Below are 22878 nucleotides of genomic sequence, written 5' to 3'. Positions count from 1 at the left end.
CATACAGATTACTCCTATCGTCAAAATGACAAAACATACGAAAATCCCTCAGAGCGAAAGTTTTGAGGGATTTTTTTATCCCCACAATCGTCATTGCCAGGCACAGTTTATCCCGACCATTCGGGAAAGCAATCTCAAGATATACTAAAATTTAGAAGCACAATCTCCCTGCTACTATCCTCCGCCACTCCCGCTTTCCGCTTCAATCTTTTTTGTTAACCACTGTCATCCTTAGCCTGTCGAAGAATTTCCATAGCCAACAGATGCCTCGTTCCTCAGCATGACAGCATATTAAAGAACAGCAAATACAAAAAAGTATTTCCGCTGCAATCGGGGCTACTGAGCAAAAACATTGCACAACAATCCCAGACCTTCGCACCGCACCTAAACCTCGCAGGTTTTCAATCATGCAGTTCATACCCAGTCCTTATTCTTTGCTCCTTACTCTTTGTTCCTCCTAACTTACGGAACTATCAAAAAACTTTTCACTTTTAACTTTTTACTCTTTACATTTATCACATGTGGGAAATACTAGGCGATAGAAACCAATTTTTAACAATAGCAGAAGTCAATAAATTTTTATTGGCCATTTTGCTATGTGGCATTATTGGCGCCGAACGTGAGTACCGCAGCAAATCGGCAGGCTTAAAAACCATGATCATGATTGGCCTAGGCTCTGCCCTATTTACCGTACTTTCTGTTAAAATTGGCGACGTAAGTCACGATAGAATTGCCTCCAATATTGTAACAGGTATTGGCTTCTTAGGAGCTGGCGTAATATTTAAGGAAGAAAACCGAGTAAAAGGCCTAACCACCGCCTGCGTAATCTGGATTGTGGCCGCCATAGGTATGGCCGTAGGTTCAGGCTACTTCATTCAGGCCATTGGCGTAACAGGCGTAGTCGTAATCTCGCTACTGGTATTTCCTTATGTAGAAAACATTGCCGATCGCCGCTTCACCAAACGCACTTACCGCATTGCCAAAAAATATCAAAACAAAGATCTGGACAACTACGAACTTATCTTTAAACAGCACAAACTAAAACCTAGTCGGGGCAAACACCAACTAGCAAACGGTATCATTACAGGTACTTGGGATGTGATAGGAAGCCCCACCAACCACCACGAATTTGTAGAAGCGATGCTGCAAGACAGCAGTATTTTAGAGTTCGATTTCTAAGTTGCCAGTCCAGCTAAACATCTGGTTGTTATGGGCAGCAATAGCCCTTTCGTGCAAGCGTTTAACCCCTTCCAACAATTTGTTTACCCTAGCAAACGAAATTTGATAAAGTGCATGATATCGAGCATCGCAATAAGCTTTCTCCAGCAAGCTCAAAAGCCTTGTTTCCATCATTTCATCCTCATCAAAAACGCCTAATATTTCAGGCACAAACCGTTGTAAATATTTTCTCAACTTATTTAAATCATGCGTTCTAACTACTTTATCTCCAAGCGCACTTAAAAATGAACGATAAACCAGCTCCGTTGCTTGATGCAACATAAAGGTAGCCAAGCCTAAAATCTTACGCTCAATATACCAAACCGCACCATTTAAAAACTGCTTTCCAATCTCCATTTCCTTTTCAAAAGCCCTATGATAACTCAATACCTGCTGCTTAAAGACTTGAGAATTAAAAGGCAATTGTAAAGTCGTGGCTTCTGTTTTATAGATCACATTTTCAGGTACACACACAGTACAATAAAACAAATTACCTCCCTGTATTTGCTGGCTAACACTCGAAAAAGTATGCAAAGAGTAAACACAATTCGAAAAACGAAGTAAGGCAGGTTCCATCAAAACATCAATACTTTTCGAAACATAAGTACAATGCCTATCTAAAACCACAATCAAATCAAAATAATCAACCTTTTTACTCACATTAAAAATCATTCCAATAGGCATCACGTTAGTCATTAAATCCAATATCTTACGTAACCTGTTATTTTGGGGCTGGGCTAATAAAAATGTATTTTCCATAAACACTAGCCTATTAAAAATTCAATGAAACAATCTCGCCTTCGTAAATTAACCAGCAACAAATAAACACCTTCACTATACCTTTATAAAGCTTTCGCCTACCCCTATAATCCTCTTCAAACTCATTTTTACATAAGGCCAACTTAAGCCATTCGTTCAACACCAAATGCAATTTCTGCAAATCCATTTCCTTAAACACAGTATTAATGCCCAAGTAAGGATCCGCAACTTCAACATCAGTTAAATAACGTGCTATTTTTTCACTGCTCAACGCTCCCCCACTCTGGCCAACACATTCATACTTTACATTAGTTTGCGCAAATCTGATCCCAGTTTGGTCAATCACCCAAGCAGCATTTAACAAACAGCTAAAAAGCTCTCTGTCAAAAATTACATCGGCTGGAGCTGCCTTTATGCGGGTTAAGCGAATAGCGCTGCGATACATCTTTTTAAGGGCCAGCAAATGTTCATCAATGGTTGACACGCTAAAGAAGTCCTTAAACAATAGATAAGGATCCAAATAATCGTCAAAAACCACAGTTTTCAGCCTTGCTTCATCATATTTGGCAGCATAAAGCGTCATTAAATCCAGATTAAGATCTTTCTGTTCCATAGGAGTATATTTTAATTAATGATTTTACTAGTAGGTAGCAGCTATCATTGCAATTAAAATATTTGAAGAGGCGGTAAAACTTGCTTTGTGGGGAACGGCTTTATTTTAATTGCAATTTTTACTAATTTGCATAGGATAAACATAATTAGATTTTTCTAATAAAATCTAATTAAAATTAGAATTTTTACTAACACAACTACCAATTGACTGAAAATCAACGACTAAAATTTATAATTAGCGAACTAAATCTTAGCCAAAAAGATTTTGCTTATCGCTTAGGCATTCAACCAGGTTCACTTTCTGATATTTTGAGGGCAAAAGGAGGCTTGAAAATATCAGCTTCAATTAAGTATAAGCTAAGCCAAAGTTTACATGTAAATATTGATTGGCTGGAGAATGGAACTGGCGAACCTTTTCTTGCGACTGGTCCTAAGATCAGCGAAGGCGTAGGCGTGCCATATTACAATATTAATCTTTCTGAAACCAAAGGTGAAAACCTAAAAGTGATGGAAGAAAAGCCTGATTACTTCGTAAACTACCGCCCTTTTAATGATTGTGCAGCATATTTACCAGTGTATGGCGATAGTATGTACCCTAAATATGCTTCTGGAGAAATCATTGCCGTAAAAGAAATTACCAACCATGAGATAATACAATGGGGCGAAGCTTATGTCATCATGACCAGCGAAAACTCCAATAGCTTAAGAACCATCAAAATCTTACATGAACATCCAGATCCAAATAAAATTATCCTAAGATCTTCAAATCCAAACTTTAAAGGGGATACCATCATCAACAAAAAGGAAATCGTTTCTCTTTATATCATTAAAGGAAAAATTACCCGAAATATGATTTAGCGCTGATAGCGTTTTGTATTAAAAAGTTCATAGCTTTGCTTTATGCCAAATGAACAAATATCAGTTTTTGACATCTTTAAGATAGGGATTGGCCCATCCAGTTCGCACACGCTTGGCCCTTGGCGAGCTGCACAACAATTTACCAGCAGTTTAGCTGCCCAAGGTGTATTGGCCGATGTGGAGCAAGTGAAAATTTTACTGTACGGATCCTTAGCCAAAACTGGAAAGGGACACGGAACTGATATCGCCATTTTATTGGGGTTGGCTGGCGGCGACCCCGTAACATTTGATGTAAATGCCATTGATAGCACTATTGCTCAAATTAAAGATGAGCAAAAGTTAAGGCTTGCAGGTCATTTCAACATTGATTTTTCTTATCAAGAAGACCTTATTTTTCTATTTGCCGAAAGCTTACCATTTCACCCTAATGCGGTAACCTTTCAAGCCTTTTTATCTACCGGAAAAGCGATATCTGAAACCTACTATAGCATAGGTGGCGGATTTGTGGTAAAAGAAGGACAAGACAGCAGTGAGAAGGAACAAGTTGAACTGCCATTTCCTGTTGAAAAGGCCAGCGAGCTTTTGCATTGGTGCTTAACCACAGGCTTAAAGGTGAGCGAAATTGTGATGGAAAATGAGGCAGCTTGGCGTCCAGAAGCCGAAACCAAAAAAGGCATTTTGCAACATTTTAAAGTAATTAACGAATGTATCTATAGAGGTTGCCATACTTCGGGGTTTTTACCAGGTGGTTTAGAGGTTGCGCGTAGAGCAGCAAAGTTGAACCAACGCTTAATTGGCCAACAAACCTATCATGACTATGACAGCTGGATTACCGCAATTCGCAACGGCGGAATGGGTTTCAATTATATTTTAGACTGGGTAAGTTGTTTTGCCCTAGCTGTGAACGAAGAAAATGCTGCTTTTGGACGAGTGGTAACCGCTCCTACCAATGGCGCATCGGGCGTTATTCCAGCGGTATTACAATATTTCATTACCTTTTGCAACGGCTATACCGAAGATAAGATTATTCAGTTTATTGCTTGTGCCAGCGAAATTGGCAGCATCTTTAAAAAAGGAGCAACCATTTCTGCAGCGATGGGTGGCTGTCAGGCAGAGATTGGCGTATCATCAGCAATGGCAGCAGCAGCTTTAACCGAATGTTTAGGCGGCTCGCAAAGGCAGGTGCTTATGGCTGCAGAAATAGCCATGGAGCACCACTTAGGTCTAACTTGTGATCCAATTGGCGGCCTAGTGCAAATCCCTTGTATCGAACGCAATACTATGGGAGCCATTAAAGCCATCACGGCAAGTCAATTGGCCCTACAAAGTAATCCAGATAAAGCTAAAGTAAGTTTAGATGCTGTGGTAAATACCATGTGGGAAACCGCTTTAGATATGAACGTCAAATACAAAGAAACTTCTGATGGTGGTTTGGCAACAAAAGTGCCTATTAGTTTACCAGAGTGTTAGTGGAGTTGCGAGTTGCGAGTTAAAAGTTTTAAACAGCAAATCGCCACTCATTTTTAGGAGAATACCTGTGCCTATTCTTCGGAAAGGTTGGGAATAGATTACATATAAAACCCTCTCTGCCTTCGGCATCTCTCCCTAAAAGGAAGAGAAAAGCTCTTGGGAAGGGCATCTGTGTATAAAATCAGCGGAAAAAATCACCGTTATCAGCGGGAAAGACTAAACCTCCGCAGGAATAATCCCATTCCAATTATCAATTTCCTTTTCTCATCTGCTCAGCAACCTCATGCGCTTGCACGTCATCACTTTCCAACAAGTAATCGATAATTTTTTCTTTATTGGCTTCTGAATGATTTTGGCTCAATTTAAAAACACCTTCCAACTCCGTTACTGTAATTTCAACGCCAACAATTGCCTTTAAATGATGAGCAATATATTCTTCAGACATCTGGTGAAACGCCGCGGGACTATGTTCTTTTTCGTACTGATTGGTCAAATCTTCGATAGCCTTTCTAGTGCCAGCTTCATCCAACAACTTAATTGTACCTCTAACTTGCACACTGCTATAATTCCAAGTAGAAGCCGAGGCGGGATTCTCATAAACCGATGCACTCACATAAGCATGAGCTCCTTGAAATAATGCCAATACGTTTTCATTAGCAGCAAAAGCCAAATGATGATCAGTCTTCCTCATTACATGACCAATCAATTTAATTTCATCACCAACAATTTTTACCTGAAGCGGAATTTGAGCGGCAGAAGGAATATGGTTATTTGCACCAATCAGCACCGCAAATGGATGAGCCTGAATGAAAGGAATAAGCTTCGCTGTATCCTTCTCTAAAAAGTGACCAACCTTATACATCCTAAAACTTGATACTTATCGATGTTTGAGTTATTCTGCCTGTAGGCAATTTCCACTTCCCGCCATCTTTTAGCAACCTAATAGCTTCGTCATCCATTGCCTTTCCTTCTGATTTTACAACTTTCACATCACTCGGAGTGCCATCAGCCAAAATCTTAAAGCCAAGCACTACCGTTTTAGTGCCATCAGCGTATAGCTTATTATTTTTTTGCAAGTAATCGCTATAAGCTTTCCAGCCAATCTCTGGAACACCAATAATTACTTCGTCAGCAACATTTTTTGCAGTAACCGCAGCTTTCTTTTTTGCCTCGCCATAACTTACTATCGCCACCTCATTTAAAGCATTAGTACTTTCCTCTAAACGGATATTCAGTTTTTCATTGGCTTTAGCCTCTATACTTTTCCTGTCGTAGCCAAGCGATGCCACTTCTAAAGAAACTTTATCTACCTTCTTTTCCGTAGACAATACAAATTCGCCACTACTATTGGTAATTGCCCTTGCATCTTCACCCACCATTTTCACATTTGCACCAGGAATAGGTCTCCCTAAATAATCATACACTTTGCCCCTCACTGTCGCATAACTGGTTTGTGGCTGAACACCCTCTGCTCTACTTTCTAAAGCTTGCACGGGTGGCGCTGGAACAGATTTAACCGTCCCCACTACAGACATTGGACTTTCGGCATGTTCACGTTTAAAACTGGCCGCTGCAGGTTGTTTATCTAACAAAACAGGGGCTTGTGAAGAAGCAGCTACCACATTCTTTGAACGATTACTTGCAATGGCTTGGCTACCTTTATTTAAGGTTTTGTCCAATGCTTGCTCCACTTTCTTTTTATCTACTGCAGTAGCCGCCACTGGAGCGGCTGTACTGTCAACAGACGGCACTGCCGCAGCTACCTGTGGTTTCAAATCAATTTCTACATTTTTTGCCTTATTGGCTGCAAGTTCTGCTTGTTGCTGACGTTGGTTTTCGCGCATCCAAAACAATACGCTCACCGTTAAAAACAATACCGCAGCAGTTGCCGCAATACTTAAACGGTGCGAGGCCATGCGCCACATTTTGCGTTCTACAGGTTTTTCGGCTACACGCTCCTGCAATTGCCTTTGTAAGATAGAAAGAGTTTGGGTACGCTTTTTGGCCTCCGTTAAACCAGCTAAAGCCTGGGCAACAAAGGGGTCTTCAAGCGAAATACGCTCTACCTTATGCATCATACTGGCATCCAACTTCCCCTCAAGGTAGTCGTCCAATATTTCAATATCTAACCATTCGTTATTGCCCACTGTTTTTCTCTATACAAATTTTCAAATTCCGTTTACCATTTTGGATATAGCTTTTCACTTTCAACATATCATATCCCGTAATATCGGCAACTTCTTTATAGCATTTTTCTTGAAGATAGAATAAATCTACGCTTCTTCGTTGTTCTTCCGAAAGGGTTTCCATGCATTTTTCCATGATGGTTAACTGTGTTTCTTTTGTGTCGTCGATATCTAGATGCACAAAGTCACTGTTTTCCACAAAATTATCTTCCATGGTTACCGTCGGGTTTCTAGACGACTTCCGTAAGGCCATTAAACAATGGTTGCGGGTAAGCACATGCAGCCAACTTTTAAAATTTTGCACTTGATGAATGCGCAGTTTCGAAACCAATTCTTCAAAAATTTGCATTACGGCATCTTTACTTGGCTCCTCATCTTTAAAATAGTTGAAGCAAACACCATACACCAAATGCATATACTTGTTATAAAGCTCACCCAATACCTCTAAATCGCCACTTTTTTGATAAGCAGCAACCAGCGACAAATCGTCTTGCTCTTCAATCCTAGATGTATTCTTAATAAACCTCAAACGCGTAGTAATGCCTAAATTTCTTTCAAGTATAAAAATATTTTTCGAGAAGGGTATGGAAAATTATGTCATTGCACATCTAGCTTTTAACCCAAAGTTCGAAAGCGCGAAAGCAATAGGGAAGAAAGACGAGCTTTTTAACTACCCAATTATTCACCTGTAAGTAATTTGATATGAAAACCCTACTAACTCCTATTATTATCCTGATGCTATTTTTGGGATACGAAAAAACACCTAACAAACAAATCACTGGAACGATAACCAGCGCTGCAGACGGATTAGCTTTACCCAATGTAAAGGTTCAAAGCATGCCCAGTAAAACCAGTGTAGCTACCAATGCCAACGGAAAGTACAGTTTAAAAGCTCCAAATACGGATACATATTTGCTCATCAGCTACCTTGGCTTTAAAACTCAAAACATTAAATTGGGTAAACAGAATGTTATCGACATTAAATTAGAAGAAGACATCAAAGCCTTAAATGAAGTTGCTGTAGTGGGTTACGGTGTACAAGCCAAAACGTCAATCACTGCTTCATCTACGTACATTTCTTCACCAGCGCTAAATGGTAGTGTAGCGGGAATAAGTGTTATTCAAAATCGCAAAGAGAAATACTACCCTCTTCCACAAAACACCGAAAACTATGCCCACATTACCGAAAATGCTTTTAAGAAAGCTGGCGATGACCCACTTTCTACCTTTTCCATAGATGTGGATGCAGCTTCTTATAGCAACATTCGCAGGTTCATCAATACAGGCAATTTACCTCCAAAAGATGCGGTTAGGATTGAAGAAATGATCAACTATTTCGACTATGAATATGAACAACCTAAAGGCAGTGACCCCGTAAACATTGTTACCGAAATTGGCACCGCCCCTTGGAACCCGCAACACCGATTGGTGCATATTGGTCTTCAAGCCAAAACCATTCCCAATCAACATTTACCAGCCTCAAACTTGGTTTTCCTGATAGATGTTTCAGGTTCTATGGAATCTCCCAACAAATTACCATTATTAGTTAGCTCCCTACGTCTACTTACGGATAACTTACGCGAACAGGACAAAGTGGCCATTGTGGTTTATGCAGGCAACTCGGGCTTGGTGCTGCCTTCTACCTCTGGCGAAGACAAACAAGCCATTAAAGATGCCTTGAATAAATTAAGTGCTGGTGGTTCTACAGCTGGTGGTGCAGGCATTAATCTGGCTTACAAAGTGGCTGCCGATAATTTTATCAAAGGTGGCAACAACAGAATTATTTTAGCCACTGATGGCGATTTCAACGTTGGCTCTAGCAGTGATGCCGACATGCAGACGCTTATTGAGGAAAAACGCAAAAGTGGTGTGTTTTTAACGGTATTGGGCTTTGGCATGGGCAACTATAAGGATAGTAAAATGGAAGTGCTGGCCAACAAAGGCAATGGCAATTATGCTTATATCGACAATATCAACGAAGCGAGAAAGGTATTGATTAATGAATTTGGCGGAACACTTTTTACCGTAGCTAAAGATGTGAAATTGCAGATTGAATTTAATCCCAAAAAAGTACAAGCCTACCGTTTAATTGGTTACGAAAATCGCTTACTAAATAATGAAGATTTTAATGATGACCAAAAAGATGCAGGTGAAATGGGCGCTGGCCATACCGTTACTGCTCTTTATGAAATTATTCCAGTTGGGGTAGAAAGCAAGTTCATTAAAAAAACCGATGATCTCAAATATCAGAAGAACTCCTCATCCTCTAATTACGCTCATGAGATGTTAACGGTTAAACTTCGCTACAAAGACCCTGACGGGAATAAAAGTAAATTATTGCAACAGGCAGTGTTAGACAAATACCAAGATAAGCTTAGCAAAACCAGTGATAATTTTAGGTTTTCGGCTTCTGTAGCCATGCTAGGCATGTTGTTACGTCAATCAGATTTTGTACAGGAATGCAGTTTTGAACAAACCATTGCCTTAGCTGAAGGGGCAAAAGGTACAGATAAAGAAGGTTACCGAGCAGAATATATTAAATTGGCAAAGAGTGCGCAATTAATGGCAAAAGATTTACGTAATTTTGCTAAGGTAGGTAGTGATAAGTAATCACTACCTCTGTTTAATTAGCATTTAAATGAAAAAAATCGGATTATTCCTACTCACCGCATCAGCGTTAGCTTTAAACAGTTGCGATGCGCAAAGCCAAGGTAAACTAGGCAACATTTTAAACAAAGTGGCTACTGGTGCGACGGGCACGCCCACCAGTTTAGAAATAGGAAATGCCTTAAAACAGGCACTAGAAATAGGCACCTCTGCTGGAGCAGATAAACTATCGGCTAAAGATGGCTTTTTTGGTAACATGGCCATCAAAATCTTGTTTCCTACTGAAGCCCAAAAAGTAGAAAAAGGTTTGCGTAGCTTAGGCTTAAATTCATTAGCTGATAATGTAATTTTGAGTTTGAACCGTGCCGCCGAAGATGCCGCAAAGGAAGCTAAACCCATTTTTGTGAATGCCATTAAGCAAATGACCATTGCCGATGCGACCAACATTTTATTAGGTAACACTAAAGACGCGGCAACGCAGTATTTCAAAAGAGTAACCACTGCCCAATTGACGGAAAAATTTTCACCAGTAATTGCCAATAGTTTAAGCAAGGTTGGCGCTACCAAATATTGGACTGATGCTGCTTCTGCCTATAATAAAATTCCTTTGGTAAAACCAGTAAACACCAATTTAACCAGCTACGTAACCGAAAAAGCCATTGAAGGCATGTTTGTTCAGGTAGCACAGGAAGAATTGAAAATTAGAGATAACGTGAACGCCCGTTCTACAGGCCTCTTACAAAAGGTATTTGGTTACGCCGATGCTAAGAAATAATACACATTTGTTGATTTGTTAATAAAATCTTGACAAAACAAAACCAATTTTTTGCTAGCTTGTTATACGAAAACAAAGTAGATAAAAAAGTCCTGTGAGTGGGCTATCCACGTAGGGCAGGCACAGCATAAATAGGTTAACTATATAGAAAAAGCATCCAGTATTTTGGGTGCTTTTTTGTTTTTATATCTTTTAACTGCTTGAAAAGCTAACCCTTCTTTGCGTTCTTCGCGTAACTCTTTTTCCCTTCGCGTTAATTTTTATCACCGCAAAGATTTTTTAAGAATTCGTAAAGAACGCAAAGGCAAATCGCATGTAGCCGCTTATGTCATCCTGGGCTTCTCAAATAATCGGGACAAGTTGCCGAAGGATTTACAGCATTCAGAAATAGACCTTCCATAAGCTCAGCTTGACAAAATGCTATGGAAAAAAAGAGGATACCCATTACGAGTATCCTCTAACAAAATCATCTATGTGTTGTGATTAGTTTCCGTTGAACGAGAAAGTAACAGCACCCTCTTCACTCACTCCCGAAATGGTAGTTCTACCATCTCTAGAAGTTGGCAACGCCTTCTCAATATCTGCTGCACTACTTACTGCTATACCATTTACTTTAGTAATGACTAGGCCTTTTTTAACACCCCAGTAGTCAAACAGTTGACCAGGAGCTACACTAGTTACCACTACACCATTTTTCACACCGTATTTAGCTTTCAAAGCATCCGATGCCGGAGCAAAGCTTGCACCTAATTTGCTGATGCTAGCACCAGTATTTTTATTATCAGATTTAGTGGCGGCTAAAGCAACAGAGCTTTCACCTTTTAAGGTCACATTCACATTTTTAGTAGTACCATCTGCTTTTAAAACCGTTAAAGCTACCTTATCACCAGGGCTCATACGGCCAATGCGTTCTTGCAAATCTGGAGAATCATAGATGGCTAAACCTTCTACTTTTTTAATGATATCACCTTGTTTAATACCTGCTGCTGCTGCTGCACCGTTAGGCATTACATCGCTCACATATAAACCAGTGTTTTCTTTTACTTTAAGTTCTTCAGCTACATCAGCATCTAAGGCTACAAAGTTAACGCCGATATAACCACGTTTTACCGAACCGAATTTCTTGAAATCTTCTAAAATTTTCTTCGCTAGGTTTACTGGAATAGCAAAACCATAACCTTCGTTTCTACCCGTTTGAGAAGCGATAGCGGCATTGATACCCACTAACTCTCCATTGGCATTCACCAAAGCGCCACCGCTATTACCAGGGTTAATGGCAGCATCAGTTTGGATAAAAGATTCGATAGAGTTATTGGTACGTGTTGGTTTTTGTCCCGTTCTTCTGTATTCATCATACTCCTCTTCGGTCATCATTCCGCTTTCACGGTTTAAGATACCAATGTTACGAGCCTTGGCACTTACAATACCAGCAGTTACCGTAGTTTGTAAATCAAGAGGGAAGCCTACTGCTAAAACCCACTCACCTACCTGTACATTGTCTGAATTACCCATTTTCACATAAGGCAAATCATTTGCATCTACTTTAATTAAAGCTAAATCTGTGTTGGCATCTTTACCAATAACTTTTGCAGTTACTTTGCGCCTGTTAGCTAAAATCACTTCAATTTTATCAGCCTTATCCACTACATGGTTGTTGGTTACGATATATCCATCTGGCGTTAAAATTACTCCAGAACCTGAAGCTGCTTGTGGTTGACGTGGGCCTCGTTGCATGCCACCGCCAAAACCAAAAAACTGTTCAAACATATCTTCCATTCCACCACCATTGCCCCTGCTCGATTTATTTTCGTAGGTTGTTTTAATGTGTACTACCGCTGGAGATACCATCGCCGCAGCCTGCACAAAATCAGGAGCCCCAGCAGAAGATGCTCTTACCACATTACTGGCAAACATGGTATTCTGCTTATCGGCCAATGTTGAATGGTCACTTGGGCGCTCTAATAATTTATAGGCGCCAATTGCTAATGCACCGCCTAAGAAAGAGGCAGCCACTACAATCAATCCTATTTTTTTCATTTGCATAATTATTTATACTTTTTAGGTCTGAAACCGTTCTCGACAAATCTACAACGATTCCAAGGTTATTGCATGTTGTGTATTAATACTTGAAATACATTTCAAATTTAATACCATATGAACGATATTTGTATCATAATCACGTCTAAAGACATGTTAAAAAATGTTAAAAGCCATTACAACAGTATGTTGACGTTTTTTACCTAACGATTGTTACAAATTTATTGTATTTCATAATGAAAATTAAGTTCTATAAATACCAAGGTGCTGGAAACGATTTTGTATTGATTGATCACAGAGAAAGTGCGCTGAAAAACATTGATACAAAGCTTGTAGCCAAACTTTGCGATCGTAGATTTGGTATTGGGGCCGATGGTTTGATGTTTCTTTTAAGCCATCCAGACTATGATTTTGAAATGGTTTACTACAACGCTGATGGCAATTTGGGCAGTATGTGCGGCAATGGAGGCAGGTGTATCGTGGCATTTGCAAAGCACTTGGGCGTGATTGACAGTGAAACTAATTTTTTGGCAGTAGATGGCGCACATTATGCCAAAATTTCAGCAGAAGGCAACTGGGTGGAACTACAAATGATTGACGTAGACGATATTCAGCAAGATGGGGAAGCGTTTGTACTGAACACAGGCTCACCACATTACGTAAAAGAAGTGAGCAGCTTGGAGCAAATGGATGTTTATACCGAGGGCTACAACATTCGTAACAACCAAACCTACCAACGCGATGGCATTAACGTCAATTTTATAGAGCAAAAACCCAATCACTTATTTGTGCGCACTTTTGAGCGTGGCGTAGAAGACGAAACCTATGCTTGCGGAACAGGCGTTACTGCAGTAGCCATGGCCATGGCCAAAAAACAAAATCAGGTAGGTAAAATTGAAACACCTATTAAAGTATTAGGCGGCGATCTACAAATTAACTTTAATTACGATGGCCAAAAATTTACTGACGTATTTTTATGCGGCCCAGCCGAAAGAGTTTTTGTAGGGGAGATAGACCAATTATAAGCCTTTCTCAAACGACAATCTACATCATAATGCAACCCTCTATCGTTTGTAACAAAATTTAATCAAATGATTAAATGAGATTTCCCTGACTTTTAAAAGGCATTCTGAATCTACTTTTGTTAACAAAATTGTTAAACACAAAAGTTAATCGTCAGTCTTGAACAAAGAAGAACTCATTAAACAAACAGCAAAGGACCTATTCTTTAACAAAGGATACCTGCATGCAACTACGCAAGAAATTGCCGACGCAGCAGGCGTGAACCGTTCGCTCATTAATTATTATTTCCGTTCAAGGGATTTACTTTTTCAAACGGTGTATCGCGAAGCAGTAGAAAGTTTGAAATCACAATTGGACAAGGTTCTGTATGACAAAATCCCGTTCAAAGAAAAATTAAATATTTTTATAGATGTTTACATGAAGGAACTACTGAAATACCCTTATCGGGAGTCGTTCCTCATTACCGAAATATGCAGTAAAAACTTTGCCCTTAAGGAAAAGAAAAAAAGTGCTGCCCTAGCCCATTTTCTTAAAGAAATTGCAGAAGAGATGGAAAAAGGCACCCTCAAAAAAGGAGACCCGATACATTTCGTCTTTGACCTTTTCGCGTTAATGTCCTTCCCAGTAATTATGACGCCGCTTTACCAGAAGCTGCTAGACATCTCCAAGGAAAAATACAAAACACTTATTGCCGAAAGAAAACAATTGATTTTAGAAAAAATTTTTAATTAAAAAACCTTCAATTCTCAACATATAATGAAACAATCCTCACTTTTATTCTCGCTAATGGGCATTACAAGCCTATTTATAGCATCATGCGGTTCAGGTGGTAAAGACCCTAAAGCTGCAGCGGGTAAACCTACGGGTCCGCAAGCCTACCCAGTGGTGGAAATTAATGCCCTCAATACTACTTTAGAGAGCGACTATCCAGCTACCTTGGAAGGACAGCAAAATGTAGATATCAGACCAAAAATTGATGGCTTCATCGAAAAGATATATGTAGATGAAGGCGCCACAGTAAAGTTGGGCCAGCCGTTATTTAAAATTAATGCGCCACAATATGAGCAGGCAGTTAGAACTGCCGAAGCTGCGATTAGAAGTGCTGAAGCTGACGTAAACGCCGCACAGCTACAGTACAACAAAACCAAGCCGTTGGTAGAAAAAGACATCATCAGCAAGTTTGACTTAGAAAACGCAGCCCTAACCCTAACCTCTAGAAAAGCAGCATTGGCACAAGCTAAAGCAGCGTTGGTTAACGCCAAGGTTAATTTAGGCTATACCGTAGTCAACAGTCCTGTAAATGGTGTCATTGGAACCATTCCTTACAAAGTTGGTGCTTTGGTGAGCAGTACTAGTCAACAAGCCTTAACTACGGTTTCAAGTATCAGTAAAGTTTATGCATACTTTTCATTGAACGAAAAACAATTGCTACAAATTTCTAGAGATACCAAAGGCCGCACCTTGGAAGACAAAATCAAGCAAATTCCAGCCGTAACTTTGGTATTAGCAGATGGCTCTATTTATCCTGAACTAGGTAAAATTGAAACCATCAGCGGACAAATCAATACGCAAACAGGTTCATCTAGCTTAAGAGCAACTTTCCCTAACCCAAATGGTTTGCTGCGCTCGGGCTCTAGTGCTTCTGTTCGTATTCCACAACACTTACAAAATGCCTTGTTGGTTCCGCAAAAATCAACTACGGATATCCAAGGTAAGAAGTTTGTTTACTTGGTTAACGACACTGGTGGTGTAAAAAGCACCAATATCGAGATTATGGAATTAACTAAAGGTAATTACTATGTAGTAACTAAAGGCTTAAAAGCTGGAGATAAGTTCATACTAGAAGGTTTTGCTTCTCTAAAAGATGGAGATAAAGTAAAACCTACGCCTAAGCCCGCTGACTCTGTATTTGCAGAAGCGAAAAACAAGTAACTAATTTCCGCCATTTCGACGAGGAACGAGGAGAAATCTAACGACATTAATTATTCAACCTGCTAGATTTCTCTCTGCGTTCGAAATGACGCAGTCTAATCATAAATCTTAAAATCGTAAATCGATAGTATGTTTAAGAAATTTATCGAAAGGCCCGTACTTTCTACCGTAGTCTCTATCATTATTTTAATTTTAGGGGTTTTAGGTATTGTAACGTTGCCGATTTCGCAATATCCAGAAATTGCACCACCAACGGTGCAAGTTTCTGCCTCCTACCAAGGTGCCAATGCCGACGTAGTTATGAGTAGTGTAGTGGTTCCGCTGGAAGAGCAAATTAACGGTGTGGAAGACATGACCTACATGACTTCTTCTGCTGGTAACGATGGCTCGGCAACCATTACCGTTAACTTTAAATTGGGTACCAATCCAGATTTGGCAGCGGTAAACGTACAAAACCGTGTGGCACGTGCCACCAGCTTGCTACCTGCCGAGGTAACCCGTGCGGGTGTAATTACTGCCAAAAGACAATCCAGTAACGTATTGATTTTTGGTTTGTACAGCGATGACCCTGCTTATGACCAAAAATTCTTGCAGAACTATGCCGAAATCAACGTCATTCCTCAAATTAAAAGGGTAACTGGTGTAGGTGACGTAAACGCCTTTGGCCAATCAATTTACACCATGCGTTTGTGGTTAAAACCAGATGTAATGGCGGCCTATGGTTTGGTTCCTAGCGATATTAATGCAGCCTTAGCCGACCAAAACATTGAAGCAGCGCCAGGTCAATTGGGTGAACAAGCACAGCAATCTTTCCAATATACCTTAAAATACACAGGGAGGTTAAAAGATGAAACTCAATTTGGAGACATCATTATTAGAACCGCCGATAATGGTCAGATTTTAAAACTGAAAGATATTGCCCGTATTGAGCTGGGTGCACAGAGCTATGCTTCATCAGTAAAACTGAATGGTAAAGCCGCCCTAGGTTTTGCGGTAAACCAAACAGCAGGTTCAAATGCAAAAGAGGTAATTGACGGTGCTTTAAAAGCATTGGAAACCGCTAAAGCTGATTTCCCAAAAGGTGTTAATTATGAAGTTTTAACCAACGTTAACGATTTCCTTGATGCCTCTATTGAGAAAGTATTACACACTTTGGTAGAAGCATTTATCCTTGTATTTATCGTAGTATTTATCTTCCTTCAAGATTTTAAATCTACTTTAATTCCAGCCATTTCAGTACCAGTAGCTATTGTGGGTACCTTCTTCTTCCTAAGTTTATTTGGCTTTACCATTAACTTGCTTACCCTCTTCGCACTCGTGCTCGCCATCGGTATTGTGGTGGATGACGCGATTGTGGTCGTGGAGGCCGTGCATGCCAAGCTCGACAAAGGCTATAAATCGGCCAGAAAAGCAACCCTTGATGCGATGGATGAAATTACTGGTGCCATCATCTCTATTACCTTGGTAATGGCGGCGGTGTTTGTTCCCGTAAGTTTTATCAGCGGTTCATCAGGTGTATTCTTTAAACAGTTTGGTTTAACGCTGGCCATCTCCATTATCCTATCGGCCATTAATGCCTTAACCTTAAGTCCCGCATTATGTGCTTTGTTACTTAAACCGCACAAAGATGACCATGAGGAGAAAAAAGGTTTTATGAAACGTTTTTATGCCGCTTTCAATACTTCGTTTGAAACCATGACCCGCAAATACAAAGGTTCGGTTTATTTCTTATCGAAGAAAAAATGGCTTGCAGGTTTAGGTTTATTGGCTTTCGTAGCGGCATTTGTTTGGGCCTTTAACACCACACCAAAAGGATTTGTACCTAATGAAGATTTAGGTGCTATCATGTCTGATATTTCTCTGCCTCCAGGAACTTCGCAAGAACGTACGGATGAGGTAGTGAGTAAAATTGACAGTATTGTAAGAACGGTTCCAGAAGTAAGACTTACACTTAAAGTAGTAGGTAGAGCCATGATTAGTGGTTCGGGTAGTTCTTATGGGATGGTAATTAGCCGTCTAAAACCTTGGGACGAACGTAAGCGTGATGTAAAAACCATTATTGGAGAGTTGTTTGCCAAAACAGCAAATATGAAAGAGGCTAAAATTATCTTTTTTGCTCCTCCAACCATCCAAGGTTTTGGTACTGGTGGTGGTTTCGAATTCCAATTGCAGGACAAAACTGGTGGTACCATCAATAACTTCTCGCAAATTGCCAATCAGTTTTTGGCAGCGCTAAATCAACGTCCAGAGATACAATATGCGGCAACTTCGTTTAACCCTAACTTTCCGCAATATTTGATTACGGCTAACGTGGCTAAAATTAAGCAGGCTGGCTTAAACGTAAACGATGTAATGAGTGTAATGCAAGGTTACTACGGTGGTGTTTATGCTTCTAACTTTAATAAGTTTGGTAAGCAATACAGGGTAGTTTACCAAGCCGACCCTCAATATCGCTCTAACTTGGAAAGCTTGAACAAAGTATATGTACGTACGCCTAGCGGTACCATGGCGCCTATCACAGGTTTCATTTCTACCGAAAGAGTTTACGGGCCACAGGCTATTTCAAGGTTTAACCTTTATACCTCTATTGCGGTTACAGGAAACCCTAAACCAGGCTACAGTTCTGGTGATGCCTTAAAAGCGGTACAGGAAGAAGCAGCCAAGATATTGCCACAAGGTTATGGTTACGAGTTCTCTGGTTTATCACGAGAAGAGCAATCTAGTGGAAACCAAACGGTATTTATCTTCTTATTGTGTTTGATCTTTGTTTACTTCCTTCTTTGTGCGCAATACGAAAGTTACGTGTTGCCATTGGCGGTAATTTTATCGCTTCCAGTTGGTTTGGCGGGGGTATTTATTTTCGATAAGATTTTTGGTATCGATAACAATATCTACACCCAAATTACTTTAATCATGTTAATTGGACTTTTGGCCAAAAACGCGATTTTGATTGTGGAATTTGCCGTAGAACGAAGAAGAAAAGGAATGACTATCATGCAAGCAGCACTTGAGGGAGCAACAGCAAGGTTAAGACCAATCCTGATGACCTCATTTGCCTTTATCTTAGGTATTTTACCTTTGATGTTATCTTTTGGTGTAGGTGCCGCGGGTAACAACTCTATTGGTACAGGCGCTGTAGGTGGTATGTTATTCGGAACCATATTTGGGGTTTTCGTTATTCCAGTACTATTCATTGTTTTCCAAACCCTACAAGAAAAAGTGAGCAGCAAATCTCCTTTTGACCCTAGCGTGTTGGAGCAACAAACTCACCTGAATTTTGAACAAATAAAAGACCCTGAAGACTAATTCAGCTTATCAAAATGACACGAAATCAAAAAATATCGATATTCATTACAGGTTCCCTACTTTTAAGTTTAGGGGCCTGTGTTACTCAAAAATATGAGAGGCCTGCCGAGCTAAAAACGGAGGGGTTGTACAGAGATGCGAATAGCACCGACACCACCAGTATGGCAGATTTACCGACCTCAACTTTGTTTACCGACCCGCAATTGCAAGCGTTAATTAAGGAAGGTGTTGAAAACAACCTTGATCTTAAAAGTGCCATTGAGCGCATGAAAAGTGCAGAGGCAAATTTAAGATTGAGCAAAGCGGCATTTTTGCCTAGTTTAAGCGCAGACCTTTCGGCCGCAGACAACAAGCAATCAAGAGCAGCGTTGAACTTTCCTCCAGGAATTAACATCAATACCGAAACCCAATTATATAGGGCGCAGTTGAGTGCTTCTTGGGAAATTGATGTATGGGGCAAATTAGGGAGCGCAAAACGTTCGGCAGTGGCTTCGTTTTTACAAACAGATGCTGCAAAACGTGCTGTACAAACGCAATTGGTAAGTTCTATTGCCAATAACTACTACACTTTGTTAGCGCTTGACTTACAATTGAAAATCACACAGCAAACGCTAGAAAGCCGCATCAAGAATGTGGAGGCCATTAAATCTTTAAAAGAAGCAGGCATTGTTAATGGTGCCGCAGTGGTACAAAGTGAAGCCAATAGGTATGCTGCTGAGGTAACCATTCCTGACTTGAAAAGAAGCATCAGAGAAACAGAGAATACCTTGAATGTTCTTTTAGGCAAAGGGCCTGGCACGGTAACCAGGGGTTCATTGGAAGCACAGCAAGATTATAAGGATTTAAAAGTAGGTATTCCTTCTTTGTTACTTAAAAACAGACCCGATGTAGAACAAGCGGAGTTTGCTTTCAAAGTGGCTTTTGAAAATACCAATTTGGCGAAAACTTATTTCTACCCACAGTTGACTTTAACAGCTAATGGCGGTATTTCATCGTTAACCATAGAGAACCTTTTCACTAACTCTATCTTTTACAATTTTGCAGCAGGCTTAACACAACCTATTTTTAATAGAGGTCAAAATAAAGCGAGGTTAACCTCTGCCAAAGCCGCACAACAGGAATCTTTCTATACTTTCCAAAAGACTATGTTGAACGCTGGTTCGGAAGTTTCTAACGCACTTTACGCTTATCAAGCTGCAGTAGAAAAAGAAACTTCAAGAGCAAAGCAAATTGCCTCGTTGGAAAAAGCAGTAGACTATACGAAGGAATTACTAAAATACAGTTCTGCAACCAACTACACTGATGTGTTAACTTCAGAGCAAAGTTTATTAGCGGCACAATTGAGTGGCGTTAACGACAGGTTACAAAAGCTACAATCTATTGTGAATTTGTACCGTGCACTTGGTGGCGGTTGGAAAGAGTAAACGCAAATACACCTATTATAATTTAAGCTTCGAGTTTTGCTCGGAGCTTTTTTGTTTTCTACATATTATTTATGCTTGGCACCGCGTCATTTCGACTGAAGCGCAGCATAATGGAGAACCGAAGCTCAACGAAGTTAAATCTTTGGATGTGCTAGATTGATGCAGGCCAGACTTACGAAGTTTTAAAAACTTCGTAAGTCTTTAAGAATTTCGTCATTTCGGCCGCAGCGAAGTCCAGCAAGATTCGAGAGAGAATTGAAAATCAACGTAGTTAAATCTAAAGACTAAACTATTATATTGCTAGATTTCTCCTATCGTCGAAATGACGCGGTCCCCCTAAGAGTCGCGGCAGGCTATGCAGCGAAATGACGATTAAGGCTACTCCCCTTCCGCCATGAAAGCCGCAATGGCAATTTTAATTTCTCCAAAATCATAAGCTTTACCAACATGGTCACGGATTTCATTAAGTTTTACACTTTTTAAATCTCTGATCGCGTTTAATAAAACCTCTAGTTTCTGTTTAGAGATTACCTTATCCGCACTGATTTCTTGCTTCACAATGTAATGCGCCAAATGCCCTTCAATCGTTCCTCTCGTCATTTTTCGCTCCAATGCAATTTCAGTTGGAGTTTTACCTTCTTTAAATAAAGCCAAGGTCACTTCTTTGGTATCTACCTTGGGCTGTTTTTCCTTAACTACTTTCTTTTTGCTACGAGGTTTTTGCTCATCTCCTGCCCTTTCCAGTTCCTCTTTATTAGGCAAACTGTAAGCTCTGCGCATTTGCTCTTCCCTTTTAGCCAAACCGTATAATTCATTAAGGTCATCCTTACCAATATCCTCATTATTTGCTTTGGCTTTTAACATGGCATTTGCCCGTACAATTTTCTTAAACTGCTCATAAAACATCGCCTCCAAATCTATCAGTTCATACAAATATTCTTTGGTTTGTTTTTGCTGCTTTACGGTTTCTATGTGCTCAAATACAGCCGCACTTTGCGCAACTAAAATAGGGCTAAAATAGTTTCCAGCGGCAGTGGAACGTTCAATCATGTGCGATAAATCAGACGTTTGACCTGACTGGATCCACTTATCAATCTGTTTCAAAAACTTATCGGCATGCACTTTAGCAGCCATCAACTCTTGTTGTAGCTTTACGGCCCAAGATAAATGAGTTTGCTTTATCGAACGTTTTTCATCTTTACTGTAACTGAATACATGTTCATAAACAAAATTATCCAATAGGGTAAAATCAAAAGCCTGTACCAATAATTGTTTCAAAAACAGCTCGGCTTCTTTGGTAATCTGGCTATGGAGGCTTTCCTGTTGGTCTTTGGTGCGGGAATAGTAGGCCACGTTTTGGTCAGCTTTTAAGCCTCTGCTATTAAGGTTGGAAGTCAATATCAATCCATCCAAAGAACGTAATCGCGATAGCGCCACATAAATTTGTCCTGGAGCAAAAGCATCGCCAATATCCACAATAGCCCTGTCAAAAGTTAATCCCTGGCTTTTGTGCACCGTGATGGCCCAAGCCAGCTTTAATGGATATTGCGTAAAGGTTCCTATTTCCTCCTCTTCTATTTCGTTGGTGTGCTTGTTGGTGGTATATCTAATATTTTTCCAAGCGTACTGTTCAATCACGATGGGATATTTGTTCCCTTCGGGCAGTACCTCAATAAAATCATCTCCCAATTTGCTCACTACGGCAAGTTTCCCGTTGAAGAATCGCTGTTCTCCCTTTGGGTCATTTTTAACAAACATCACTTGCGCACCTACTTTTAGTTCCAAAGTTTTTTCAATGGGGTAGGCACTTTCTGCAAATTCCTTATCAATAGTAGCTTGGTAGAAATACGATTTGCCTTTCAGCTCATTCAAGCTGCTACGATTCATGGCATCTGCCTTGCTATTATGGGTAGTAAGGGTAATGTAATTATCGTTGAGGTCAGGTTTAAAGTTGGCCTGATAATGTTGCTTTAGCAAAGCGATGTCCTGCTCGGTGGTAATGTTATTGCGCAGATTATTGAGCAAATCCACAAAAACCTGGTCAGACTGACGGTAGATTTTCTCCAACTCGATGTAAATTGGCGGATTGGGCTTTAAGCTCAGGGCATCGAAGAAAAAAGGACTTTGATAAAATTTACTCAACAGCTCCTGTTCCTGATTTTTAACCACTGGCGGAAGTTGATATAAATCGCCAATAAAAAGCATCTGCACCCCACCAAAGTGATGGTTATTCTTTCTCACAAAACGCAGCACGAAATCGATGGCATCTAACAAATCGGCACGGAGCATACTCACTTCATCAATTACCAAAAGCTCCATATCTAACAAAATACGTCGCTTAATGGCGTTCATGCTCAAATGCCTCACCAAACTTTTAGGGGTGTTGTAAGGCACACCCGATGGCAAAATTTGGCCAGGTACAATACGTGGCACGAAAGCACCAAAGGGCAATTGAAAAAGTGAATGAATGGTTACCCCTGATGCGTTAATGGCCGCAATACCCGTAGGTGCCACAATTACTGCCCGTTTGTGCGTTTTGGCAATGATATTCCTTAAAAAGGTTGTTTTTCCAGTACCTGCTTTTCCAGTAAGAAAAATATGCCTCGAAGTATGGTTAATAAATCTAGCGGCAAGTTCGGCAGGTTGTTGTAGATGTTCGTTTTCTTCCAAA

The 22878-nt window shown here is 40.1% G+C and carries 17 protein-coding genes; 10 read left to right on the top strand and 7 right to left on the bottom strand.

Going from position 1 to position 22878, the window contains the following annotated elements:
- The first annotated feature begins 519 nt into the window (after nucleotides 1–519).
- The gene (locus DUT70_RS14015) at nucleotides 520–1179 is read left to right on the top strand and encodes an MgtC/SapB family protein (RefSeq protein WP_113647970.1); all 660 of its coding nucleotides are present in this window, start codon (nucleotides 520–522) and stop codon (nucleotides 1177–1179) included.
- On the opposite strand, the gene DUT70_RS14010 is transcribed toward DUT70_RS14015, so the two are convergent.
- On the bottom strand, nucleotides 1162–1977 hold the full coding sequence (locus DUT70_RS14010) for a HEPN domain-containing protein (protein WP_113647969.1): 816 nt from the start codon (nucleotides 1975–1977) through the stop codon (nucleotides 1162–1164). The two genes, DUT70_RS14015 and DUT70_RS14010, sit on opposite strands and share 18 nt — an antisense overlap.
- A gap of 13 nt (nucleotides 1978–1990) precedes the next feature.
- Nucleotides 1991–2590, bottom strand: a complete 600-nt coding sequence (locus DUT70_RS14005) for a hypothetical protein (protein ID WP_113647968.1) — start codon at nucleotides 2588–2590, stop codon at nucleotides 1991–1993.
- Between the two features lie 203 nt (nucleotides 2591–2793).
- On the opposite strand from DUT70_RS14005, the gene DUT70_RS14000 reads away from it, so the two are divergent.
- The gene (locus DUT70_RS14000) at nucleotides 2794–3447 is read left to right on the top strand and encodes a LexA family transcriptional regulator (protein ID WP_113647967.1); all 654 of its coding nucleotides are present in this window, start codon (nucleotides 2794–2796) and stop codon (nucleotides 3445–3447) included.
- Between the two features lie 42 nt (nucleotides 3448–3489).
- Complete coding sequence (locus DUT70_RS13995) at nucleotides 3490–4917, top strand: L-serine ammonia-lyase (protein WP_113647966.1); 1428 nt, start codon at nucleotides 3490–3492, stop codon at nucleotides 4915–4917.
- A gap of 250 nt (nucleotides 4918–5167) precedes the next feature.
- Here the strand turns inward: DUT70_RS13995 and DUT70_RS13990 are convergent, their stop codons facing one another.
- Genes DUT70_RS13990 through DUT70_RS13980 form a run of 3 tightly spaced genes read right to left on the bottom strand, consistent with a single transcriptional unit; the run spans nucleotide 5168 to nucleotide 7632 of the window.
- Entirely contained in the window at nucleotides 5168–5779 is a 612-nt protein-coding gene (locus tag DUT70_RS13990) for an FMN-binding negative transcriptional regulator (RefSeq protein WP_113647965.1), read from the bottom strand.
- Nucleotide 5780: 1 nt separating this feature from the next.
- The gene (locus tag DUT70_RS13985) at nucleotides 5781–7064 is read right to left on the bottom strand and encodes a carboxypeptidase-like regulatory domain-containing protein (protein WP_113647964.1); all 1284 of its coding nucleotides are present in this window, start codon (nucleotides 7062–7064) and stop codon (nucleotides 5781–5783) included.
- Nucleotides 7054–7632, bottom strand: a complete 579-nt coding sequence (locus DUT70_RS13980; protein ID WP_113647963.1) for an RNA polymerase sigma factor — start codon at nucleotides 7630–7632, stop codon at nucleotides 7054–7056. Before DUT70_RS13980 ends, DUT70_RS13985 begins: the two co-directional genes overlap by 11 nt.
- A 173-nt stretch (nucleotides 7633–7805) precedes the next feature.
- Here DUT70_RS13980 and DUT70_RS13975 point away from each other — a divergent pair, with 173 nt between their 5' ends.
- Together DUT70_RS13975 and DUT70_RS13970 are read left to right on the top strand one after the other, a co-directional pair.
- The gene (locus tag DUT70_RS13975) at nucleotides 7806–9713 is read left to right on the top strand and encodes a vWA domain-containing protein (protein ID WP_113647962.1); all 1908 of its coding nucleotides are present in this window, start codon (nucleotides 7806–7808) and stop codon (nucleotides 9711–9713) included.
- Between the two features lie 28 nt (nucleotides 9714–9741).
- Nucleotides 9742–10485 carry a DUF4197 domain-containing protein gene (locus tag DUT70_RS13970; protein ID WP_113647961.1) on the top strand — a complete coding sequence of 248 codons (744 nt, stop codon included), beginning with the start codon at nucleotides 9742–9744 and terminating at the stop codon, nucleotides 10483–10485.
- A 483-nt stretch (nucleotides 10486–10968) separates the two neighbouring features.
- Here the strand turns inward: DUT70_RS13970 and DUT70_RS13965 are convergent, their stop codons facing one another.
- The gene (locus DUT70_RS13965; RefSeq protein ID WP_113648168.1) at nucleotides 10969–12522 is read right to left on the bottom strand and encodes a trypsin-like peptidase domain-containing protein; all 1554 of its coding nucleotides are present in this window, start codon (nucleotides 12520–12522) and stop codon (nucleotides 10969–10971) included.
- A 236-nt stretch (nucleotides 12523–12758) separates the two neighbouring features.
- On the opposite strand from DUT70_RS13965, the gene dapF reads away from it, so the two are divergent.
- The 5 genes from dapF (at nucleotide 12759) to DUT70_RS13940 (ending at nucleotide 20207) form a co-directional block, all read left to right on the top strand.
- Entirely contained in the window at nucleotides 12759–13547 is a 789-nt protein-coding gene (gene dapF / locus DUT70_RS13960) for a diaminopimelate epimerase (protein ID WP_113647960.1), read from the top strand.
- Between the two features lie 157 nt (nucleotides 13548–13704).
- A complete protein-coding gene (locus tag DUT70_RS13955) occupies nucleotides 13705–14277 on the top strand; it encodes a TetR/AcrR family transcriptional regulator (RefSeq protein ID WP_113647959.1) in 573 nt (190 codons plus the stop codon).
- A gap of 24 nt (nucleotides 14278–14301) precedes the next feature.
- A complete protein-coding gene (locus DUT70_RS13950; RefSeq protein WP_113647958.1) occupies nucleotides 14302–15477 on the top strand; it encodes an efflux RND transporter periplasmic adaptor subunit in 1176 nt (391 codons plus the stop codon).
- 129 nt (nucleotides 15478–15606) lie between these two features.
- A complete protein-coding gene (locus DUT70_RS13945; protein ID WP_113647957.1) occupies nucleotides 15607–18783 on the top strand; it encodes an efflux RND transporter permease subunit in 3177 nt (1058 codons plus the stop codon).
- 14 nt (nucleotides 18784–18797) lie between these two features.
- A complete protein-coding gene (locus DUT70_RS13940) occupies nucleotides 18798–20207 on the top strand; it encodes an efflux transporter outer membrane subunit (protein ID WP_113647956.1) in 1410 nt (469 codons plus the stop codon).
- A 378-nt stretch (nucleotides 20208–20585) separates the two neighbouring features.
- On the opposite strand, the gene DUT70_RS13935 is transcribed toward DUT70_RS13940, so the two are convergent.
- Nucleotides 20586–22877, bottom strand: coding sequence for a helix-turn-helix domain-containing protein (locus tag DUT70_RS13935; protein ID WP_113647955.1), 2292 nt, complete (start codon nucleotides 22875–22877; stop codon nucleotides 20586–20588).
- Between the last annotated feature and the right edge of the window lies 1 nt (nucleotide 22878).

This window comes from Pedobacter chitinilyticus (assembly GCF_003313385.1).
Taxonomy (GTDB): domain Bacteria; phylum Bacteroidota; class Bacteroidia; order Sphingobacteriales; family Sphingobacteriaceae; genus Pedobacter; species Pedobacter chitinilyticus.
This window is presented reverse-complemented; position numbering and strand designations above follow the sequence as displayed.

Excerpts from the sequence above, each read along its gene's own strand:
- DUT70_RS14015 (WP_113647970.1), top strand. The coding sequence starts at position 520 with ATGTGGGAAATACTAGGCGATAGAAACCAATTTTTAACAATAGCAGAA.
- DUT70_RS14010 (WP_113647969.1), bottom strand. The coding sequence starts at position 1,977 with ATGGAAAATACATTTTTATTAGCCCAGCCCCAAAATAACAGGTTACGT.
- DUT70_RS14005 (WP_113647968.1), bottom strand. The coding sequence starts at position 2,590 with ATGGAACAGAAAGATCTTAATCTGGATTTAATGACGCTTTATGCTGCC.
- DUT70_RS13995 (WP_113647966.1), top strand. The coding sequence starts at position 3,490 with ATGCCAAATGAACAAATATCAGTTTTTGACATCTTTAAGATAGGGATT.
- DUT70_RS13990 (WP_113647965.1), bottom strand. The coding sequence starts at position 5,779 with ATGTATAAGGTTGGTCACTTTTTAGAGAAGGATACAGCGAAGCTTATT.
- DUT70_RS13975 (WP_113647962.1), top strand. The coding sequence starts at position 7,806 with ATGAAAACCCTACTAACTCCTATTATTATCCTGATGCTATTTTTGGGA.
- DUT70_RS13970 (WP_113647961.1), top strand. The coding sequence starts at position 9,742 with ATGAAAAAAATCGGATTATTCCTACTCACCGCATCAGCGTTAGCTTTA.
- DUT70_RS13965 (WP_113648168.1), bottom strand. The coding sequence starts at position 12,522 with ATGAAAAAAATAGGATTGATTGTAGTGGCTGCCTCTTTCTTAGGCGGT.
- dapF (WP_113647960.1), top strand. The coding sequence starts at position 12,759 with ATGAAAATTAAGTTCTATAAATACCAAGGTGCTGGAAACGATTTTGTA.
- DUT70_RS13950 (WP_113647958.1), top strand. The coding sequence starts at position 14,302 with ATGAAACAATCCTCACTTTTATTCTCGCTAATGGGCATTACAAGCCTA.
- DUT70_RS13945 (WP_113647957.1), top strand. The coding sequence starts at position 15,607 with ATGTTTAAGAAATTTATCGAAAGGCCCGTACTTTCTACCGTAGTCTCT.
- DUT70_RS13940 (WP_113647956.1), top strand. The coding sequence starts at position 18,798 with ATGACACGAAATCAAAAAATATCGATATTCATTACAGGTTCCCTACTT.